General features: G+C 68.4%; 16 protein-coding genes. 15 read left to right on the top strand and 1 reads right to left on the bottom strand.

Annotation, left to right across the window (positions count from 1 at the left end):
* Positions 1-462: 462 nt before the first annotated feature.
* Positions 463-1,212, bottom strand: coding sequence for an HAD family hydrolase (locus tag H6A23_RS02850; protein WP_204830693.1), 750 nt, complete (start codon positions 1,210-1,212; stop codon positions 463-465).
* 278 nt (positions 1,213-1,490) lie between these two features.
* Between H6A23_RS02850 and rpsA the strand changes: the two genes are divergently transcribed.
* The 15 genes from rpsA (at position 1,491) to H6A23_RS02775 (ending at position 17,044) form a co-directional block, all read left to right on the top strand.
* Complete coding sequence (rpsA, locus tag H6A23_RS02845) at positions 1,491-2,663, top strand: 30S ribosomal protein S1 (RefSeq protein ID WP_204830692.1); 1,173 nt, start codon at positions 1,491-1,493, stop codon at positions 2,661-2,663.
* Between the two features lie 553 nt (positions 2,664-3,216).
* The gene (locus H6A23_RS02840) at positions 3,217-4,863 is read left to right on the top strand and encodes an ABC transporter substrate-binding protein (protein ID WP_204830691.1); all 1,647 of its coding nucleotides are present in this window, start codon (positions 3,217-3,219) and stop codon (positions 4,861-4,863) included.
* A gap of 120 nt (positions 4,864-4,983) precedes the next feature.
* Positions 4,984-5,919 carry an ABC transporter permease gene (locus H6A23_RS02835; RefSeq protein WP_204830690.1) on the top strand — a complete coding sequence of 312 codons (936 nt, stop codon included), beginning with the start codon at positions 4,984-4,986 and terminating at the stop codon, positions 5,917-5,919.
* A complete protein-coding gene (locus H6A23_RS02830; RefSeq protein WP_087320373.1) occupies positions 5,919-6,887 on the top strand; it encodes an ABC transporter permease in 969 nt (322 codons plus the stop codon). The genes H6A23_RS02835 and H6A23_RS02830 overlap by 1 nt, the downstream gene beginning before the upstream one ends.
* A gap of 12 nt (positions 6,888-6,899) precedes the next feature.
* A complete protein-coding gene (locus tag H6A23_RS02825) occupies positions 6,900-7,979 on the top strand; it encodes an ABC transporter ATP-binding protein (protein WP_204830689.1) in 1,080 nt (359 codons plus the stop codon).
* 19 nt (positions 7,980-7,998) lie between these two features.
* The gene (locus H6A23_RS02820) at positions 7,999-9,054 is read left to right on the top strand and encodes an ABC transporter ATP-binding protein (RefSeq protein WP_204830813.1); all 1,056 of its coding nucleotides are present in this window, start codon (positions 7,999-8,001) and stop codon (positions 9,052-9,054) included.
* Between the two features lie 168 nt (positions 9,055-9,222).
* The gene (gene pepT, locus H6A23_RS02815) at positions 9,223-10,473 is read left to right on the top strand and encodes a peptidase T (protein WP_204830688.1); all 1,251 of its coding nucleotides are present in this window, start codon (positions 9,223-9,225) and stop codon (positions 10,471-10,473) included.
* 57 nt (positions 10,474-10,530) lie between these two features.
* The gene (locus tag H6A23_RS02810; protein WP_204830687.1) at positions 10,531-11,586 is read left to right on the top strand and encodes a M20/M25/M40 family metallo-hydrolase; all 1,056 of its coding nucleotides are present in this window, start codon (positions 10,531-10,533) and stop codon (positions 11,584-11,586) included.
* 288 nt (positions 11,587-11,874) lie between these two features.
* Positions 11,875-12,285: a hypothetical protein gene (locus H6A23_RS02805; RefSeq protein ID WP_204830686.1), complete on the top strand. Its 411-nt coding sequence runs from the start codon at positions 11,875-11,877 to the stop codon at positions 12,283-12,285.
* 95 nt (positions 12,286-12,380) lie between these two features.
* A complete protein-coding gene (locus H6A23_RS02800) occupies positions 12,381-13,421 on the top strand; it encodes an MqnA/MqnD/SBP family protein (RefSeq protein WP_204830685.1) in 1,041 nt (346 codons plus the stop codon).
* 6 nt (positions 13,422-13,427) lie between these two features.
* Positions 13,428-14,219 (top strand): ABC transporter permease, encoded by a 792-nt coding sequence (locus tag H6A23_RS02795; RefSeq protein ID WP_204830684.1) that lies wholly within the window; start codon positions 13,428-13,430, stop codon positions 14,217-14,219.
* Positions 14,216-14,833 carry an ATP-binding cassette domain-containing protein gene (locus H6A23_RS02790; protein WP_204830683.1) on the top strand — a complete coding sequence of 206 codons (618 nt, stop codon included), beginning with the start codon at positions 14,216-14,218 and terminating at the stop codon, positions 14,831-14,833. Before H6A23_RS02795 ends, H6A23_RS02790 begins: the two co-directional genes overlap by 4 nt.
* Before the next feature lie 129 nt (positions 14,834-14,962).
* Positions 14,963-15,469, top strand: a complete 507-nt coding sequence (locus tag H6A23_RS02785) for a hypothetical protein (RefSeq protein ID WP_204830682.1) — start codon at positions 14,963-14,965, stop codon at positions 15,467-15,469.
* Between the two features lie 179 nt (positions 15,470-15,648).
* Positions 15,649-16,338, top strand: coding sequence for a dephospho-CoA kinase (gene coaE, locus H6A23_RS02780; RefSeq protein WP_204830681.1), 690 nt, complete (start codon positions 15,649-15,651; stop codon positions 16,336-16,338).
* A 184-nt stretch (positions 16,339-16,522) separates the two neighbouring features.
* A complete protein-coding gene (locus H6A23_RS02775) occupies positions 16,523-17,044 on the top strand; it encodes a lytic transglycosylase domain-containing protein (RefSeq protein WP_204830680.1) in 522 nt (173 codons plus the stop codon).
* The last annotated feature ends 45 nt before the right edge of the window (positions 17,045-17,089 follow it).

Raw genomic sequence — 17,089 nt, 5'->3', positions numbered from 1 at the left:
TCAGCGAGCGGAGGTTCTTCTCGCTATATCAAAGTGCCCGCCCAGTTGCGGCCGTCCTGCGCGACGGGGCGTCAATCGGGAGGCTCGGCGCGCCTCGACTACACAAAACCCCGCCGTTTCTGGCGGTGTCCGCGTGGGGCCCGGCGGCCCGGCGCCTGCATAGAGAATCGCGCCCGTTGCAGGTTTTTCTCGCCAGCGCGTTAGAAAGTGGGGGTCGTTGCGGGCCTGAGGGGGCGGGCCCGCGCGATGAAGCCGGATTCTGGCAATCAGTTAGCGTCAAACGTTATTTCTCACGAGGGTGGCACCGCTCGTGGCGCGCAACGACGGCGATTCTCTAACCAAGAGGGGCGGCCCGCCTGCAACGACCGGCAGTTACTAACCCGGAGCGGCGGCGGGGCCGCAACGACCGCCATTCCCTAACGCAGAGAAGCGCGGCGGCGAGAAGAACACGGCAGCCCCGCCTCAGCGCTCCTTGCGCGCGTCGGCCTCGTTGAGGCGGTGCACGAGGTCCGGCAGCTCGCGCGCGAGCTCGGCCATCGGGCCGCGCCAGACGGCGCGCTTGGGCCGGGCGTGCCCCACGTAGGCGGTGCGCAGGCCGCAGTCGGCGCGCGGCAGGTCGCGCACGGCGTCGTTGCCGACCATCAGGCACTCCTCCAGGCGCACGCCCAGCTGGTTGGCAAACTCCTGGTAGTAGCGGGCGCTCGGCTTGCAGCGCGTGGAGTTCGAGATGGTGGAGACGAGGGCAAAGTCGTCCACGTGGACGCCCGCCCACTCCATGCGGGCGCGGTCGCAGGCGAGCGAGAACGTGGGGTTGGTGGCGAGCGCGCAGACGAGGCCCTGGGACCAGACCGCGTCGATCGCCTCGCGCGCGCCCTCGACCGGGCGCGCCGCCACGATGCCGTGTGCGTAGCCGGGGACGACCTCGCGCTCGTAGCAGTCCACAAGGTCGTGGATCACCGGGTCGTCGAGTGGGATGCCGGAGGCCGAGAAGAACGTCTGGTTGAAGAGCTGCTCGTTGGTGAGCGAGTCCGCGCGGTCCTGCGCGTCGATGGCGAGCAGGCTCCGCACGAAGGGGGCGCCGAGCGCGGCCGGACTCATGCGCGCAGCCGCGCCGAGCAGGCTCGCGGCGCCGGCCACGTAGCGGGCGATGAAGGCGGTGAGGTTGAGGCGCAGCAGCGTGTCGTCGAGGTCGAAGAGCACGGCTCGTATCACGGTGGCCTCCCTGGTCGCTCCGGAGACGTTGCGTCGCCCTCGCGGCGCGCGGCGTCCCCCCGGATTTCCTGTAAGAAAATTACTAGATACCCAAGAGTTCCGCTTGAAATACACACTCACATAACGCTACTCTAGTCCACGTGTGGGCACAGGGGCCCGCACAACCGTATCTGTTGGCCCCCGAGAGCATGTAAGTTTCCACGTAGACGCCACGATTCTAGGCACTGCAGGCAGCGACCATGACGACCGGGGCCCCGTTGTTCGAAAGGGGTCCACCTTTGAGTGAGATTCAGAACTCGTCCATCTTCTCCCTGGATGACATCTCAGACGAGGAGATGAACAACCTCATCGACGGCACCGTGACCGACTTCGATGAGGGCGATCTTGTCACCGGCACCGTCGTCAAGATCGAGCGCGATGAGGTCCTGCTTGACATCGGCTACAAGTCCGAGGGCGTCATCCCGTCCCGCGAGCTCTCCATCCGCAAGGACATCAACCCGGCCGAGGTCGTTGCCATGGGCGACGAGATCGAGGCGCTCGTTCTCCAGAAGGAGGACAAGGAGGGCCGCCTCGTCCTGTCCAAGAAGCGCGCCGAGTACGAGCGCGCCTGGAACGCCGTCGAGGAGAAGTTCAACTCCGGTGAGACCGTCGAGGGCGAGGTCATCGAGGTCGTCAAGGGCGGCCTGATCCTCGACATCGGCCTGCGCGGCTTCCTGCCCGCTTCCCTCGTCGACCTCCGTCGCGTCAAGGACCTCAACGCCTACCTCGGCACCCGCATCGAGGCCCGCGTCATCGAGATGGACCGCAACCGCAACAACGTCGTCCTCTCCCGCCGTGTCGTCCTCGAGGAGGCCCGCAAGGCCGAGCGCCAGGAGATCCTCTCCAAGCTCCAGGTCGGCATGCGCCTCAAGGGCACCGTCTCCTCGATCGTCGACTTCGGCGCCTTCGTCGACCTCGGCGGCATCGACGGCCTTGTGCACATCTCCGAGCTCTCCTGGAACCACGTCAACCACCCCTCCGAGGTCGTCAAGGTCGGCCAGGAGGTCGAGGTCCAGGTGCTCGACGTCGACCTCAACCGCGAGCGCATCTCCCTCGGCCTCAAGCAGACCACCGAGGACCCCTGGCGCTCCCTCGTCAAGAAGTACCCCGTCGACGCCATCGTCGAGGGCACCGTCACCAAGCTCGTCACCTTTGGTGCCTTCGTCGACCTCGGTGAGGGCGTGGAGGGCCTCGTGCACATCTCCGAGATGGCCAAGCAGCACGTGGACCAGCCGTCCCAGGTCTGCACCGTGGGCGATCACGTCCAGGTGAAGGTCATGGAGATCGACCTCGACCGTCGTCGCATCTCCCTGTCCATGAAGGCCGCGGCCGAGACCCTCGGCACCGAGGTCGAGGTTAAGCCGCTCCCCGAGAGCGACAAGCCTGCCGAGAAGGACGAGGACGCCGAGTAACGCGCTTCCCCTCTCATAGCGTCACCTCTGGGCCGCCCCTCGGGGCGGCCCCTTTTTGTTGCCAGGCACCGCGGCCGCCATCTGCGGTGGTTAGCAATCCGGGGTCGTTGCGCACATTCGGGCGGGAGCGGTTAGCAATCCGGGGTCGTTGCGCGGAGGGGCGAGAAGAACGTTGGAGGCGCGGGGTCGTCGCGGGAAGGGGCGAGCGGAGGCGCCCTGCCACGCCGCCCGATCGCGCCGCCTGCGGCCCGCGCGGGCGGCCCGCGGGTTCTTCTCGCCCCTTATGCGGCGCAACGACTCCGAGCCGCTAACGGCCCGTCCGGGACGGCCTGCAACCGGTGGGAGTTTCTAACCCGCGGGACCCCAATTCCTGCAACGGCCGCGATTCCCTAACAAGCCGGCCTCGATTGCGAGCCGGTTACGGGGCTGCGGCAGTGGACTTTAGCAAAGTAAATCGTACGTTAAGGCTTCTTTTGCCAGGGCAGTGCTCACACATAATGAAGAGGCCGCGCGTCGGAGGACGGCGCGCCAGGAACCCAAGGGAGGAATGCCAATGAGCGACAAGATCACCCGTCGCGGCTTCGTGAAGGGCGCTGCCCTCGCGGGTGCCGCCACCGCCACCGCTGCCCTTGCCGGATGCGGCGGGGAGGACGCGGCCCCGGCCACCAACGAGGACGGCTCCGTCAAGAAGATCCTGCGCTTCGGCCAGTCCAACCCGAAGCTCGGCCTTGACATGCAGATCTCCACGAACTCCGGCTCCTCCTCGATCGCCGACTGCATCTTCGAGGCGCCGCTGCGTTGGACCGAGGACAACGAGCTCGTCCCGTGCCTGCTCACCGAGATTCCCACGTTCGAGGACGACGGCGTGACCCTGCACTGCACCCTCAAGGAGGGCATTACGTGCCACGACGGCTCCACGCTCACGGCCAACGACGTCAAGTTCTCCTTCGAGCGCATGTTCACGCCCGCCACGGCGGCCAAGTCCACCTACATGTATGACATGATCAAGGGCGCCAAGGCCATGCTCAACGGCGAGGCCACCGAGCTCGAGGGCCTGACCGTCGAGGACGACACCCACTTCACCTTCGTCCTCGAGTACCCGATGGTCTCCTTCGTCAACAACCTCGGCATCAACTACGCGGACATCTTCCCGCAGGCCGCCGTCGAGAAGGTTGAGTCCGAGGGCCGCAAGTGGGGCTGGGGCACCGACTGCGTGGGCACCGGCAAGTACAAGGTCGTCTCCAACGACGACACCACCGAGGTCGTCATGGAGAAGTTCGCCGAGTACCACGGCGGCGAGCCCGCCCTCGATGAGGTCCACATCATCTACTACGACGACAACAACACCAAGCTCCTCGCCTTCAAGAACGGCGACATCGACTGGTGCGACCTCGACGCCACCCTCCTCAAGCAGTACCAGGAGGACCCGGACGTCAAGGACCAGATCACGCTCTACGAGACGCTCGGCGTGCACTTCGTGAACCTCAACCTGCGCGACGACATGGGTCTCACCGACCCGCGTGTCCGCGAGGCGCTCTCTATTGCCATCGACCGCCAGGCCCTCGTGGACACGGTCCTCGCCGGCGCCGGCACGCCCGCCATGGGCTGGCTCGCCCCGCAGACCCCGGGCTATGACCCCGACGCCGAGATCCCGTACGACCCCGAGCGCGCCAAGGAGCTCATCAAGGAGGCCGGCGCCGAGGGCCTGACCCTTGAGGCCAAGATCCGCGCCAACCTCTATGAGACGTACATGACCGTCGTCCAGAGCTACTGGAAGGAGATCGGCGTCAACCTCAACCTCACTATCGAGGACAACGGCGTCTGGTCCTCCGACTGGGCCGACGGTAACTGCCAGATTACGGCCGTGGGCTGGTTCCCGCTCTACGCCGACGGCGACAACCACCTCTACACGTACTTCCTCTCCGACAACGCCAAGGGCAAGTCCTCGTTCTACAACAGCCCCGAGTTCGACCAGCTCGTCACCGAGGCGCGCCAGGAGCAGGACCAGGACGTCCGCGCCGACCTCTACAAGCAGGCCGACAACCTCGTCACCCGCGTCGACTTTGCCACGATTCCGCTGTACTGGCCGAAGAACTCCTTCGTCGCCAAGTCCTACGTCAAGAACGCCAAGGTCGGCAACCTGATCTACCACATGTTCGACATCGACATCGACACGTCCGACCCGAACTACTCGGCCTAGTCGAAGTCCTGAGAGGGGGCACCCCGGCACGGCGGTTTCGCGTGCCGGGGCGCCCCACGTCGCGGCGCGCGGCCCGGGCGGGTAGGGCGGCGCGCCCGAGCGAGAAGAAAGGAGCAGGCGGTGAGAAGCTTTCTCATCAAGAGGATCCTGCTGGCGATCGGCGTGGTCTTCGCCATCTCCGCCATCACGTTCTTCGTCCTGAACATCGTGCCGGGCGACCCGGTGCGCATCATGGTGGGCGAGATGGCGGACGACGCGACGGTCGAGCGCATCCGCGAGCAGATGGGCCTCAACGACCCGGTCCACGTGCAGTACGCGCGCTGGCTCACCAACATGCTGCAGGGTGACTTCGGCACCTCCTACACGCAGAGCAAGCCCGTGGTGACCCTCATGGGTCAGGCCTTCCTCACCACGGCCCGCCTCGCTGGCCTCGCCTACGTCTTCGCGCTCGTGCTCGGGCTCGTCATCGGCGTCGTCGCGGCCGTCAACCACGGCAAGTGGATCGACCGCGCCCTCATGGCCCTCTCGATCCTGGGCATCTCCGCCCCGGTCTTCTGGGTGGCCGTGATCTTCCAGATTGTCTTCGCGCTCACGCTCAAGTGGTTCCCGCTCTCGGGCATCAAGACCTGGCAGGCCTTCGTGCTGCCGGTGATCGCGCTCGGCGTGCGCTACGCCGCCTCGATCGCCCGCGTCACGCGCACGAGCATGCTCGACGTCCTCTCGCAGGACTTCATGCGCACCGCCGAGGCCAAGGGCGTCCGCAAGTGGACGGTCATCATCGCCCACGGCCTGAGAAACGCGCTCATCCCCATCATCACGATCGCGGGAACGCAGCTCGGCGAGATCCTCACGGGCTCGATCCTCATCGAGTCGATCTTCATGATGCCGGGCATGGGCAAGCTTCTGCTCGACGCCATCAACTCCCGCGACCTGCCCCTCATCCAGGGCGGCGTCATGTACATCGCAATCATCTGCGTGGCCGTCTACCTCATCGTGGACATCCTCTACGCCGTCGTCGACCCGCGCATCCGACTGGGGAAGGAGGCGGCTGAGTAATGGCTCTCCTCACGAGCGACAAGAACAGCCCCAAGGTCCAGAAGGCCATGGACGTCGCCGAGCGCGCCTCCGAGGCCCAGGTCCCCACCGGCAGCCCCGAGAACGGCGGCCCCGTGAAGCGCCGCGCCTCGAGCTACTGGGCCGTGAGCTGGAACATCTTCAAGAAGAACAAGGTCGGCGTCTTCTGCCTCGGCGTCGTCGTCCTTCTCGCCCTCATCGCGATCCTGGCGCCGGTGCTCGCACCCTATGACCCGGACGCCCAGGAGCTCACCAACATGCTCCAGGCCCCCTCGGCCGCGCACCTCTTTGGCACGGACGAGTACGGCCGCGACATCCTCTCCCGCGTGCTCTACGGCTGCCGCGTCTCGCTCTCCGTGGGCGTGGTCTCGCAGGCCATCGCCCTTGTCATCGGCTTTCTCGCGGGCGTGTGCGCCGGCTACTTCGGCGGCAAGGTCGACGCGGTCATCTCCTTCGTGATCCAGGTCTTCTCGAGCTTCCCGTTCCTGCTCTTCGCCATCGTCGTCATGTACGCGCTGGGCCCCGGCCTCGTGAACCTGTACGTGGCGCTGGGCCTTCTGGGCTGGGCGTCCACGGCGCGCCTCGTGCGCGGCGACGTCATGCGCCTCAAGGGCTCCGAGTACATCCAGAGCTGCATCCTCTCGGGCGGCAAGAGCTGGCGCATCATCATGAAGCACCTGCTTCCCAACTGCGTCTCCACGCTGATCGTCACCACCACGCTCGGCATCCCCTCGGCCATCATGTCCGAGGCCTCGCTCTCCTTCCTCGGCCTCGGCGTCCAGCCGCCGATGTCGAGCTGGGGCCAGATGATCAACGCCGCCCAGCCCTACATCCAGTCGAGCACGTACTACAGCGTCATCCCGGGCATCGCCATCATCATCACGGTCATGGCGTTCAACCTGCTCGGCGACGCCCTGCGCGACGCCCTCGACCCGAAGATGCGCTCCTAGGAGGGAGGACCCATGTCAGAGACCAACGTCTCGGTCAACGCCGAGCTCCGCGATGTCGCCGAGGAGGTCACCGAGCAGGCGCTCGACCAGGCCGCCCGCGCCGAGGTCCTTCTCGACGTCCAGGACCTCTCGGTGACGCTGTTCACCGAGGACGGGGCGCTGCCCGCCATCCGCAACCTCTCCTTCGTCATGCGCCGCGGCGAGACGCTCGCCGTGGTGGGCGAGTCGGGCTGCGGCAAGTCCATGACCGCGCTTTCCATCATGGGCCTTCTGCCCCAGCCGCCGGCCAAGATCGTGGGCGGCAAGATCATGCTCGAGGGGACGGACCTCGCGGCGCTCACGCGCGACGAGATGCGCACCTACCGCGGCAGCAAGATCGGCATGATCTTCCAGGAGCCCATGACCTCGCTCAACCCCGTCATGACGGCGGGACGCCAGATTCGCGAGGGCATCCTCGTGCACAACCCCAAGATGCCCAAGAAGGACGCCGACGCGCGCGCCCTCGAGATGATCAAGCTCGTGGGCATCCCCGCGCCCGAGAAGGTCTTCAAGAGCTACCCGCACGAGCTCTCCGGCGGCATGCGCCAGCGCGTGATGATCGCCATGGCCCTTGCCTGCCAGCCGGCGCTGCTCATCTGCGACGAGCCCACCACGGCGCTCGACGTGACCATCCAGGCGCAGATCCTCCAGCTCATCGACCGCATGCGCGAGGAGCTGGGCACCGCGGTCATGCTCATCACGCACGACATGGGCGTCGTCTCGGAGATGGCCGACTGGGTGGCCGTCATGTACGCGGGGCACCTCGTGGAGTACACGCTCGCCTCCGAGCTCTTCACCAACCCCAAGCACCCGTACTCGATCGGCCTCATCAACTCCATCCCGTCGCTCGACGACGCGGTGGAGAAGCTCTACGCCATCCCGGGCAACGTCCCCATGCTCGACGAGCTGCCCTCGGGCTGCCCCTTCCACCCAAGGTGCCCGTACGCCAAGGACGTCTGTCGCCGCGAGTGCCCGCACGTGGCGCCGCTCGACGGCAACGAGAACCACACCGTGGCCTGCTGGATGTTCGACTCCAAGAAGTGGGGTGAGTAGCGTGGGCAGAAACGCCGACATGACGGACGTCGTGCTCAAGGTCGAGCACCTCACCAAGCGCTATCCCGTGAAGAAGGGCGTCTTCGGCAGGACCGGCGCCTACGTGCACGCGCTCGAGGACGTCTCCTTCGAGGTGCACCGCGGCGAGACCTTCGCCATCGTGGGCGAGTCGGGCTGCGGCAAGTCCACCACGGGCAAGTGCGTCCTGCGCCTGACCGAGCCCACCGAGGGCACGGTCACGCTCGACGGCGAGGACTTCACCTCGCTCAAGGGCGACGAGCTCACGCGCGCCCGCCAGAAGATGAAGCTCATCTTCCAGGACCCGTACTCCTCGCTCAACCCGCGCATGACGGTGGCCGACATCATCGCCGAGCCGATTGACATCGCCAAGACCTACAAGACGCGCGCCGAGCGCGACGCCCGCGTCGAGCAGATCATGAAGGCCGTGGGCCTGGACCTCGCGTACAAGTACCGCTACCCGCACGAGTTCTCCGGCGGCCAGCGCCAGCGCATCGGCATCGCCCGCGCGATCGTGCTGAAGCCCGAGGTCGTGGTCTGCGACGAGCCGGTCTCGGCGCTCGACGTCTCGGTCCAGGCGAAGGTCATCAACCTGCTGGAGGAGCTGCAGGAGGAGTTCGGCCTCTCCTACATCTTCATCAGCCACGACCTCTCGGTGGTCAAGCACATCTCCGACACCGTGATGGTCATGTACCTCGGCCACACGATGGAGCTCGCCAGCAAGGAGGAGCTCTTCGACAACCCGCTGCACCCCTACACCAAGGCGCTGCTGGACGTCATCCCGCGCATCCGCCACGAGCGCATCCAGGACAAGAAGATCCTCGAGGGCGACGTCCCCAGCCCCACCAACCCGCCCCAGGGCTGCGTCTTCCACACGCGCTGCCCGCAGTGCATGAGGGTCTGCGGCGAGCGCGCGCCCGAGATGCACGAGGTCGCGCCGGGGCACCGCTGCGCGTGCCACCTCTTTGACGGGGGGCTCACCGCCGAGGAGCGCCAGCCCGTCATGGCCGCCGCCCTCGCCGAGGCGGAGGCGGCCCTCTCCGGCGCGCAATCATGACAAAGGTGTCAGGGTCATCTGTCAGGTTCTGAGCGTTTGTAGTGGGTGACAGGTTTTAGACGGACGGGGCGCCCTCGGGGGCCTCATCCGTTCGAAGCCTGTCACTCTTTGCGAGGGACCTTTGTGGGAGAATCGCGTTCGAACGGACCATCGTCGATTGGAGTCCCCATGTCCGACGTGCTTGACCGCTTCATCCGCTACTGTGAGGTGCCCTCGCAGTCCAACCCCCAGACGGCCGACCACGTGCCGTCGACCGAGTCCCAGTTCAAGATCGCCGAGGTCGTGGCCGCGGACCTGCGTGCGCTCGGTGCCGAGGACGTGACCGTTGACGAGCACGCCTACGTGACGGCCCACTGGCCCGCGAGCGCCGGCGCCGAGGACCAGCCCACGCTCGGCCTCTGCTGCCACCTGGACACCGCCTGGCAGAGCTGGGGTGACCCGGTGCACCCGCGCGTCGTGCGCTACGAGGGCGGCGAGCTCGCCCTGGGCACCGGGCGCGACGGCCGCCCCGTGACCCTGAGCCCCCAGATGAACCCCGAGCTCGAGCGCATGGCGGGAGAGGAGCTCGTGGTCACGGACGGCACGTCGCTGCTCGGCGGGGACGACAAGGCCGGTGTGGCCGAGTGCGTGGCCCTTCTCGCCCGTCTGAAGGCGGACCCGGCGCTCCCGCACCCGCGCCTCGCGCTCGCCTTTGTCCCGGACGAGGAGATCGGCCACGGCGCGGCTCTGCTGGACCTCGAGCGCTTTGGCGCGGCGTACGGCTACACCATCGACGGCGGCCCCTTCGGCGAGTTCTGCTACGAGACCTTCAACGCCGTGGAGGCCTTCGTCCGCGCGCACGGCGTCTCCGTCCACACCGGCACCGCCAAGGGCAAGATGATCAACGCCTCCGAGGCGCTCGTCCGCTTCCACCAGCTCCTTCCCGCCGCCGAGCGCCCGGAGTTCACCGAGGGCTACGACGGCTTCTTCTACCTCGAGCGCATCGAGGGCTCCTGCGAGGAGGCCTCCTCGGACTACATCATCCGCGACCACGACTGGGCGCAGGTGGAGCGCCGCGAGAAGATCATGCGCGACGCCGCGGCGCTCGTGAACGCGCAGATGGGCGCCGACGTCATCTCCGTGGAGTTCAAGGACCAGTACCGCAACCTCGCCGAGGTCATCTGCCGCCCGGAGTACGCCCACCTCATCGAGAACGCCCGCGCGGCGTACGCGGCGGCGGGGCAGGAGATGTTCTGCGTGCCCATGCGCGGCGGCACCGACGGCTCGCAGCTCTCCTTCCGCGGCTTCCCGTGCGCCAACCTCTCCGCCGGCTACTACAACGCCCACGGCGTGCGCGAGTTCGTCCCGGTGCGCGAGCTGGAGCGCATGGTCGACGTGCTCCAGGAGCTCGTGGCGCTCTACGCGCGCCCGCAGGCGTAGAATAGCCCGGCGAGAAGAACCTGGCGGGCGCGTGCCCGCCACGACGAAGGAGGACCCTTGAGCTACCAGATCGACCCCCAGTACCTGATCGACACCCTCCACGAGTGCGTCGAGGTGGAGAGCCCCGTGGGCTACTACCCCGAGGTCCACGCCTGGCTGCGCGAGACCCTCGCCGAGATGGGCTACGAGATGACCGTCGACAACAAGGCCACGGCCTACGTGCGCGTGCCCGGCAAGAGCGCCGAGAAGACCGTGTGCCTGGGCGCCCACCTCGACACCATCGGCCTCGTGGTGCGCGGCTTCAACGATGACGGCACCCTGCGCGTCCGCCAGCTCGGCGGCATCAACTACGCGAGCATCGAGGGCGAGACCTGCCTCGTCCACTGCCGCGACGGCCGCACGGTGGCCGGCCAGGTCATCTGCAACCACCACTCCGTCCACGTGTGGGCCGAGGCCAAGACCGACGCGCGCACCGAGGACACCATGTCCGTGAGCCTCATCGCCGACGTCAAGAGCCCGGAGGATGCCCGCGCGCTCGGTGTGACCGAGGGCGCCATGATCGGCATTGACCCGCACTTCGAGGCCTTCGACAACGGCTACATCGTGAGCCGCCACATCGACGACAAGGGCAGCGTCGCCGTCCTTCTCGACGTCCTGCGATGGCTCAAGGAGACTGGCGAGCAGCCCGCGTACGACACGCTCTTCGCCTTCCCCATCTACGAGGAGATCGGCCACGGCGCGTCCTGGGTGCCGGCCGAGGTCTCCGAGTACGTGGCCGTGGATATCACGCTCATCGGCCCCGACTACGCGCTCGCCGACGAGCACTCCGTGGCCGTCATCTGCTCCGACGCCAAGGGCCCCTACGACTGGGACCTCACCAACACGCTGATCGCCTGCGCCGGCGCGGCCTGCACCGAGGGCCGCTGGTCCACGCAGGTCTGCTTCCACTACTCCACGGACGCCAACGGCGCCTACACCCACAGCAACGACCTGCGCAGCGGCGCTTTCGGCATGGCGTGCCTCAACACCCACGGCCGCGAGCGCTGCCACGTGGACGCCCTCGTGGAGACCGAGCGCCTGGCGCGCGCCTACGTGATGGGCGAGGGCCGCTAGGTCCTTCTCGCCGGGCCCTGGGGCGGGGCCCTCTCCGGGTACGTACACTCCGCCCCCGGGTACGTACGAACTTCACCTGTTGATATGGGAGCCCCAGGCCTCTGACCTGGGGTTTTCTTGTGCCGATAAGAACCTGGGCGTGGTGCGGGCGTACGTACCCGGAAGGGGTGTGTACGTACCCGGAGGGGGTGTGTACGTACCCGGAAGGGGCGTGCCGCCCGCCGCCATGTGTAGAGACGCCCAAGAATGGGTATCAGCAAAGGGTTGATATGCGACCAAGGGGGAGAGATGGCAGCAGGTGACTGGCAGCGCAGGCTCGCGGACTGGCTGAGGGGCCGGCAGGGGCCGGACGACCTTGCCACGTTCTGCGTGAACCTGGCGATCGTGGTGGTGATCGTGAACCTCTTCGCGCGCACGTCGTGGCTCGGCTGGGTGGCGCTCGCGCTCGTCGTCTACGCGATGTTCCGCATCCAGTCCAAGAACCTCGGCAGCCGCGCGCGCGAGAACGAGGCGTTCCTCAACGCCCTCGGGCCCGCTCGCCCCTGGGTCCAGAACCCCCGCGCCGCCTGGACGGAGCTCAGGAGGTACAAGCACGCGCGCTGCGGCTCCTGCAAGCAGAGGGTCCGCGTGCCGCGCGGGAAGGGCAAGCTCCGCGTCACCTGCCCCCGGTGCGGGACCAAGTTCGAGGTCAAATCGTAGCGCCGACCTTCTCGCCGCTTGCCCAAAGGGCCGTGCCCGCGGAGCCTCCCCGTGCTATCGTTGCTTGGTGCAACCATGGAAGGGGAGGTTCTCTCATGCTTAACAGAAGGACGTTTCTGCAGGTCGCGGGCGCGGGTGCGATGACGCTTGCCCTGGCCGCGTGCGGCGGCGAGGCCCCGGCGGAAAGCGAGCCCGCGGCCGAGGAGGAGCCGCAGGAGGAGCCCGCCGAGCCCGTCGCGGTGCGCGCCGTGGCCCTCAAGGGCCCCACGGCCATGGGCCTTGTGCGCTTCATGAGCGAGGCCGAGGCGGGCAACGCCGCGGACAACGACTACACGTTCCAGATCATGGCCTCGCCGGACGAGGTCACGCCGCTCATCGCCAAGGGCGAGGTGGACATCGCCGCCGTGCCCGCGAACCTCGCGGCCACGCTCTACAACAAGAACGACGGCGGCGTGCGCGCTATCGCCATCAACACCCTCGGCGTGCTCTACATCTGCGAGCTCGGCGACACCGTCCACAGTGTGGAGGACCTGCGCGGCAAGACGATCCTCTCCTCGGGCAAGGGCTCCACGACCGAGTACGGCCTCCAGTACGTGCTCGAGAAGAACGGCCTTACCGTGGGCGAGGACGTGACCATCGAGTGGAAGAGCGAGCACGCCGAGTGCGTGGCCGCGCTCGTCGCCTCCTCGGGAGACGCGGTGGCGCTGCTGCCGCAGCCCTTCGTCACCACCGCGCAGGCCCAGAACGACCAGATCCGCGTGGCGCTCGACCTCACCGAGGAGTGGGACCGCGTCCAGACCGGCGACGAGCGGAGCTCCATGGTCACGGGCGTGGCCATCGTGCGCTCTGAGTTCGCGGACGCCAACGCCGCGGCCGTGGACGCCTTCCTCGCGCACTACGCGGAGTCGGTCGACTTCGTGAACGACAACGTGGACGAGGCGGCCGAGCTCGTGGGCTCCTATGACATCGTGCCCGCGCAGGTGGCCAAGAAGGCCATCCCGGAGTGCAACATCGTCTGCATCACGGGGGAGGACATGAAGGAGCGGCTCTCCGGCTACCTCCAGGTCCTCGCGGACCAGAACCCCGAGGCAGTGGGCGGCGCCGTCCCCGGCGACGACTTCTACTACGGCGCGTAGCGCCTGATGCGGGGCGAGAAGAACCTCGGGCCCCGGAGGGGCGGGCGGGCCCGCGCGTGGGCCGCCCGCCTCGCCGCCGTGGCCTTCTGGCTCGTGGCCTGGGAGCTTGCGGCGCGCGCCATCGACCTCAAGATCATCCTCGTGGGCCCCTCGCAGGTGCTCGCGCGCCTCGCCGAGCTCGTGGCGACGGGGGAGTTCTGGGCGTCGGTGGCGCTCTCCTTCGGGCGGATCGCCCTCGGCTTTGGGGCGGCGCTCGCCCTCGGCGTGGCGCTCGCCGCGCTCGCGAGCCGCTGGCGCGCGGTGCGCGAGCTCGTTGCCCCCGTGATGGGCGCCGTGAAGGCGGTGCCGGTGGCGTCCTTCGTCATCCTCGTGCTGCTGTGGGTCTCCTCGCGCGAGCTCTCCATCGTGATCTCCTTCCTCATGGCGCTGCCGGTGGTCTACACCAACGTGCTCGAGGGCATCGAGCAGGCCGACCCCGCCCTCGTCGAGATGGCGGAGGTCTTTGGCATTCGCGGCTGGGAGCGCGTGCGGCTCGTCTACGCCTCGCAGGTGCTGCCGTACGTGCGCGCCGCCATCTCGCTCGGGCTTGGGCTCTCGTGGAAGGCGGGCATCGCGGCCGAGGTCATCGGCCTTCCGGACTTCACCATCGGCGAGCACCTCTACGACGCCAAGGTCTATCTCGACACGCCGAGCCTCTTCGCGTGGACCGTCGCCATCGTGGCGCTCTCTTCGCTCGTGGAGTGGGCCGTCGCGCGTGGGATGGCCGCGGCGCAGGCGCGCTGGGAGGCGAGGCCATGACGGCGGGGTTCGCGCTCAGGGACGTCACCAAGGCGTATGGCGGGCGGGGCGTCCTCTCGGGCGTCACGGCGGAGTTCGCGCCCGGTCGCGCGCACGTGCTCATGGGGCCCTCGGGGGCGGGCAAGACCACGCTCCTGCGCCTCCTGATGGGGCTCGAGGAGCCGGACGCGGGCATCGTGGAGCGACCGGAGGGCGCGCGCCTTGCCGCCACGTTCCAGGAGGACCGGCTGCTGGACAGCCTCACGGCCACGGCGAACATCCGCGCGCCGCACGGCAGGATGCGCGGAGCCGAGCTTGAGGCGTTTCTCGCCCGGGAGCGCGCGGCGCTCGCGGCGGTGGGCCTGCCCGCGGACGCGCGCCCCGTGCGCGAGCTCTCCGGCGGGCAGCGCCGCCGCGTGGCCATCCTGCGCTGCGCGCTCGCCGACGCCGACGCGCTCTTCTTTGACGAGCCGCTCAAGGGCATGGATGACGCGACGGTTGCGCGCGTGATGGCGTTTCTGCTGCCGGAGCTTCCGGGCCGCACCGTCTTCTGGGTCACGCACGACGAGCGCGAGCTCGCGTGGTTCCCGCGGGCGGAGCTGTGGCACGTGGCGGGCGGCGCCGTGCGCCGATGAGGCGGTGCGGTCCCGCCTGCCGGGAAAAACGGGCCGCTCGGCTCCATGCGGGCCGCCCCCCGATCGGGCCGGCCTGATTGGGCATAAAAGCAGTAACTTCAGGGGCGATGTTCGGTAAGGGAGGATGCCATGCTGTTCTCGTCTGCCATGGAGGAGGCGTCGGGCAAGCACTACGAGGTACGTTTCTCGACGACGCAGCGCTGGGCGGTCGCCAGCATCGTCCTTCTCGTCCTGACGGTGGTGTATCTCGCGTGCGAGGCGGCCGTGTTCGTCCTGAGTGCCCTCGCGCCCGAGGCCTCGGGAATCATGTGGGGAGGCGAGCTCGTCTCGGGCGAGGTCCTTCGGCCCCTCCGTCTCGCCGTGGTCATGACGCTGTGCTGCGCCCTGGAGGTGTGCCAGGTCATGGTGCGCTCGCACCTGCTCTGGGAGCGGGGCGAGAAGGACGAGCTGCTTGTGGTGGCCGGGCGGCACCGCAACGTCGGCCTGGCGCTCGTTGCCCTCGGCGCGGCGCTCATGGCGGCCGCCCTCGCGCTGGGGCTCGCGGGCGCGTTCGTGCTCCCCGCCGTCCTGGGAATCGTGTGCGGGGTCGTCATCGCACTGGCGGGGACGTTTGCCAGGAGAGGCCCGGCAACCTGACAAGGGTGACAGGGTCGTTTGTCATGTTTTTCATGACAAACGACCCTGTCACCCTTGTCAGGTGTTGTCAGGCCTCCCGGCGCCCTCTGGAGATGGGCGGGTTTTTCTCGGCGTGGGCCCGTGCGGGAGCGTGGGCATGCGAAGATATCCCTCGATCAATTGACGACGGAGGGGGACGCATGCACGTCATCTATCTGGCCGGGGGCATCGCCTCGGGCAAGTCGACCATAGCCCGCACCATGCGCGAGTGCGGGGCCACGCTCATCGACCTCGACGACCTCTCGAGGGAGGCGCTCGCGCCTGGGTCGCGCATCCTGCCGGACATCTGCCGCGAGTTCGGCGACGACGTCGTGCGCCCGGACGGCACCGTGAACCGCCGCCTGCTCGCGGCGCGCGCCTTCGTGACGATGGAGCGCTCGGTCACGCTCGAGGAGATCGAGCTGCCGCTCATCGACGAGCTGCTGCGCGCCCGCATCGCGGAGCTCCGCGCGGAGGAGGACGCGGCCCGCGCCGAGGCCGAGAAGAACGGCGAGCCTGCGCCCGCGGAGCGCGTCGCGGTGGTTGAGGTCCCGCTCCTCGACCGCATGCGCGGGTCCTTCGACCTGGCCGACGAGATCGTGTGCGTGGTCTGCCCGCTCAACGCCCGGCGCGTCCGCGCCATCCAGCGCGGCATGGACCGCGGCGACTTCGAGCGCCGGCGCGACCAGCAGCCGAGCGAGGCGTACCTGCGCGCCCACAGCTCGCACGTCTTCAACAACATCCGCACGGCGGACGTGATGGCCCAGGAGGTCCACGACTGGTGGAAGGCGCGCGAGGAGGCCGGCTGGGCGCCCGTCGCCAAGGGGTCCGGGCATGAGGCGCGGGCCTAGGCCGACGCCGAGAGGGAAGACCGGCCGCGCCCCGAAGACTCACGCCCCCTCCGCCGCGGGGTCTGCGGCGCGGCGGTCGGCCGGGCCCGCACGGAGGAAGGCGACCCCGCGTGCTCGGCGCACCCCGCGGGCGTCCGGCGGAGTCTCGCGTCGCGCTGCCCTGCTCGTGGTGCTCGGCGTCGCGGTGGCGGCGCTGCTCGTGATGGCGGCCGTCCCCACCTCGCCGCTGCGCCGCCTCTTCCTGGGGACGCACTATCCCGAGGCGGTGAAGGTCGCGGCCGAGGACTACGGCCTCGACCCGGCGCTCGTCTGCGCGGTCATCAAGTGCGAGTCGGACTGGGACGAGGACGTGGTGTCGCATGCGGGGGCCGTGGGGCTCATGCAGGTCATGCCGGACACGGCGGCCCATCTCGCGGAGATGGGGCTCGTCGACGCGAGCAAGTACGACCCGGCAGACCTCTCGGACCCGATCGTGAACATCGAGTACGGCTGCGCGTACCTCGCCTATCTGCACGAGAACCTCTCGACCACCGAGGAGATCGTCGCGGCGTACAACGCGGGCCTCGGCGCCGTCCAGGGCTGGCTCGCGAACGGCGGGAGCATACCGGAGGACATCGAGTACGCGGAGACGCGCGCCTATGTCGAGCGCGTCATGAGCGCCTACGAGGGGTATCGGGAGAGCTACCCGGAGGGCATCGCGGGATAGGCTGTCGCCGGGCGGGCGAGGACGCGGCGGCCTGGCGCGGGCCCC

This window comes from Olsenella uli, assembly GCF_016900775.1.
In the GTDB taxonomy this organism is placed as follows: domain Bacteria; phylum Actinomycetota; class Coriobacteriia; order Coriobacteriales; family Atopobiaceae; genus Thermophilibacter; species Thermophilibacter uli_A.
This window is presented reverse-complemented; position numbering and strand designations above follow the sequence as displayed.

What these genes read in the sequence shown, in the direction of transcription:
- H6A23_RS02830 (WP_087320373.1), top strand. Translation starts at nt 5,919, where the DNA reads ATGGCTCTCCTCACGAGCGACAAGAACAGCCCCAAGGTCCAGAAGGCC.
- H6A23_RS02805 (WP_204830686.1), top strand. Translation starts at nt 11,875, where the DNA reads ATGGCAGCAGGTGACTGGCAGCGCAGGCTCGCGGACTGGCTGAGGGGC.
- coaE (WP_204830681.1), top strand. Translation starts at nt 15,649, where the DNA reads ATGCACGTCATCTATCTGGCCGGGGGCATCGCCTCGGGCAAGTCGACC.
- H6A23_RS02800 (WP_204830685.1), top strand. Translation starts at nt 12,381, where the DNA reads ATGCTTAACAGAAGGACGTTTCTGCAGGTCGCGGGCGCGGGTGCGATG.
- H6A23_RS02825 (WP_204830689.1), top strand. Translation starts at nt 6,900, where the DNA reads ATGTCAGAGACCAACGTCTCGGTCAACGCCGAGCTCCGCGATGTCGCC.
- H6A23_RS02840 (WP_204830691.1), top strand. Translation starts at nt 3,217, where the DNA reads ATGAGCGACAAGATCACCCGTCGCGGCTTCGTGAAGGGCGCTGCCCTC.
- H6A23_RS02785 (WP_204830682.1), top strand. Translation starts at nt 14,963, where the DNA reads ATGCTGTTCTCGTCTGCCATGGAGGAGGCGTCGGGCAAGCACTACGAG.
- H6A23_RS02820 (WP_204830813.1), top strand. Translation starts at nt 7,999, where the DNA reads ATGACGGACGTCGTGCTCAAGGTCGAGCACCTCACCAAGCGCTATCCC.
- H6A23_RS02795 (WP_204830684.1), top strand. Translation starts at nt 13,428, where the DNA reads ATGCGGGGCGAGAAGAACCTCGGGCCCCGGAGGGGCGGGCGGGCCCGC.
- H6A23_RS02790 (WP_204830683.1), top strand. Translation starts at nt 14,216, where the DNA reads ATGACGGCGGGGTTCGCGCTCAGGGACGTCACCAAGGCGTATGGCGGG.
- pepT (WP_204830688.1), top strand. Translation starts at nt 9,223, where the DNA reads ATGTCCGACGTGCTTGACCGCTTCATCCGCTACTGTGAGGTGCCCTCG.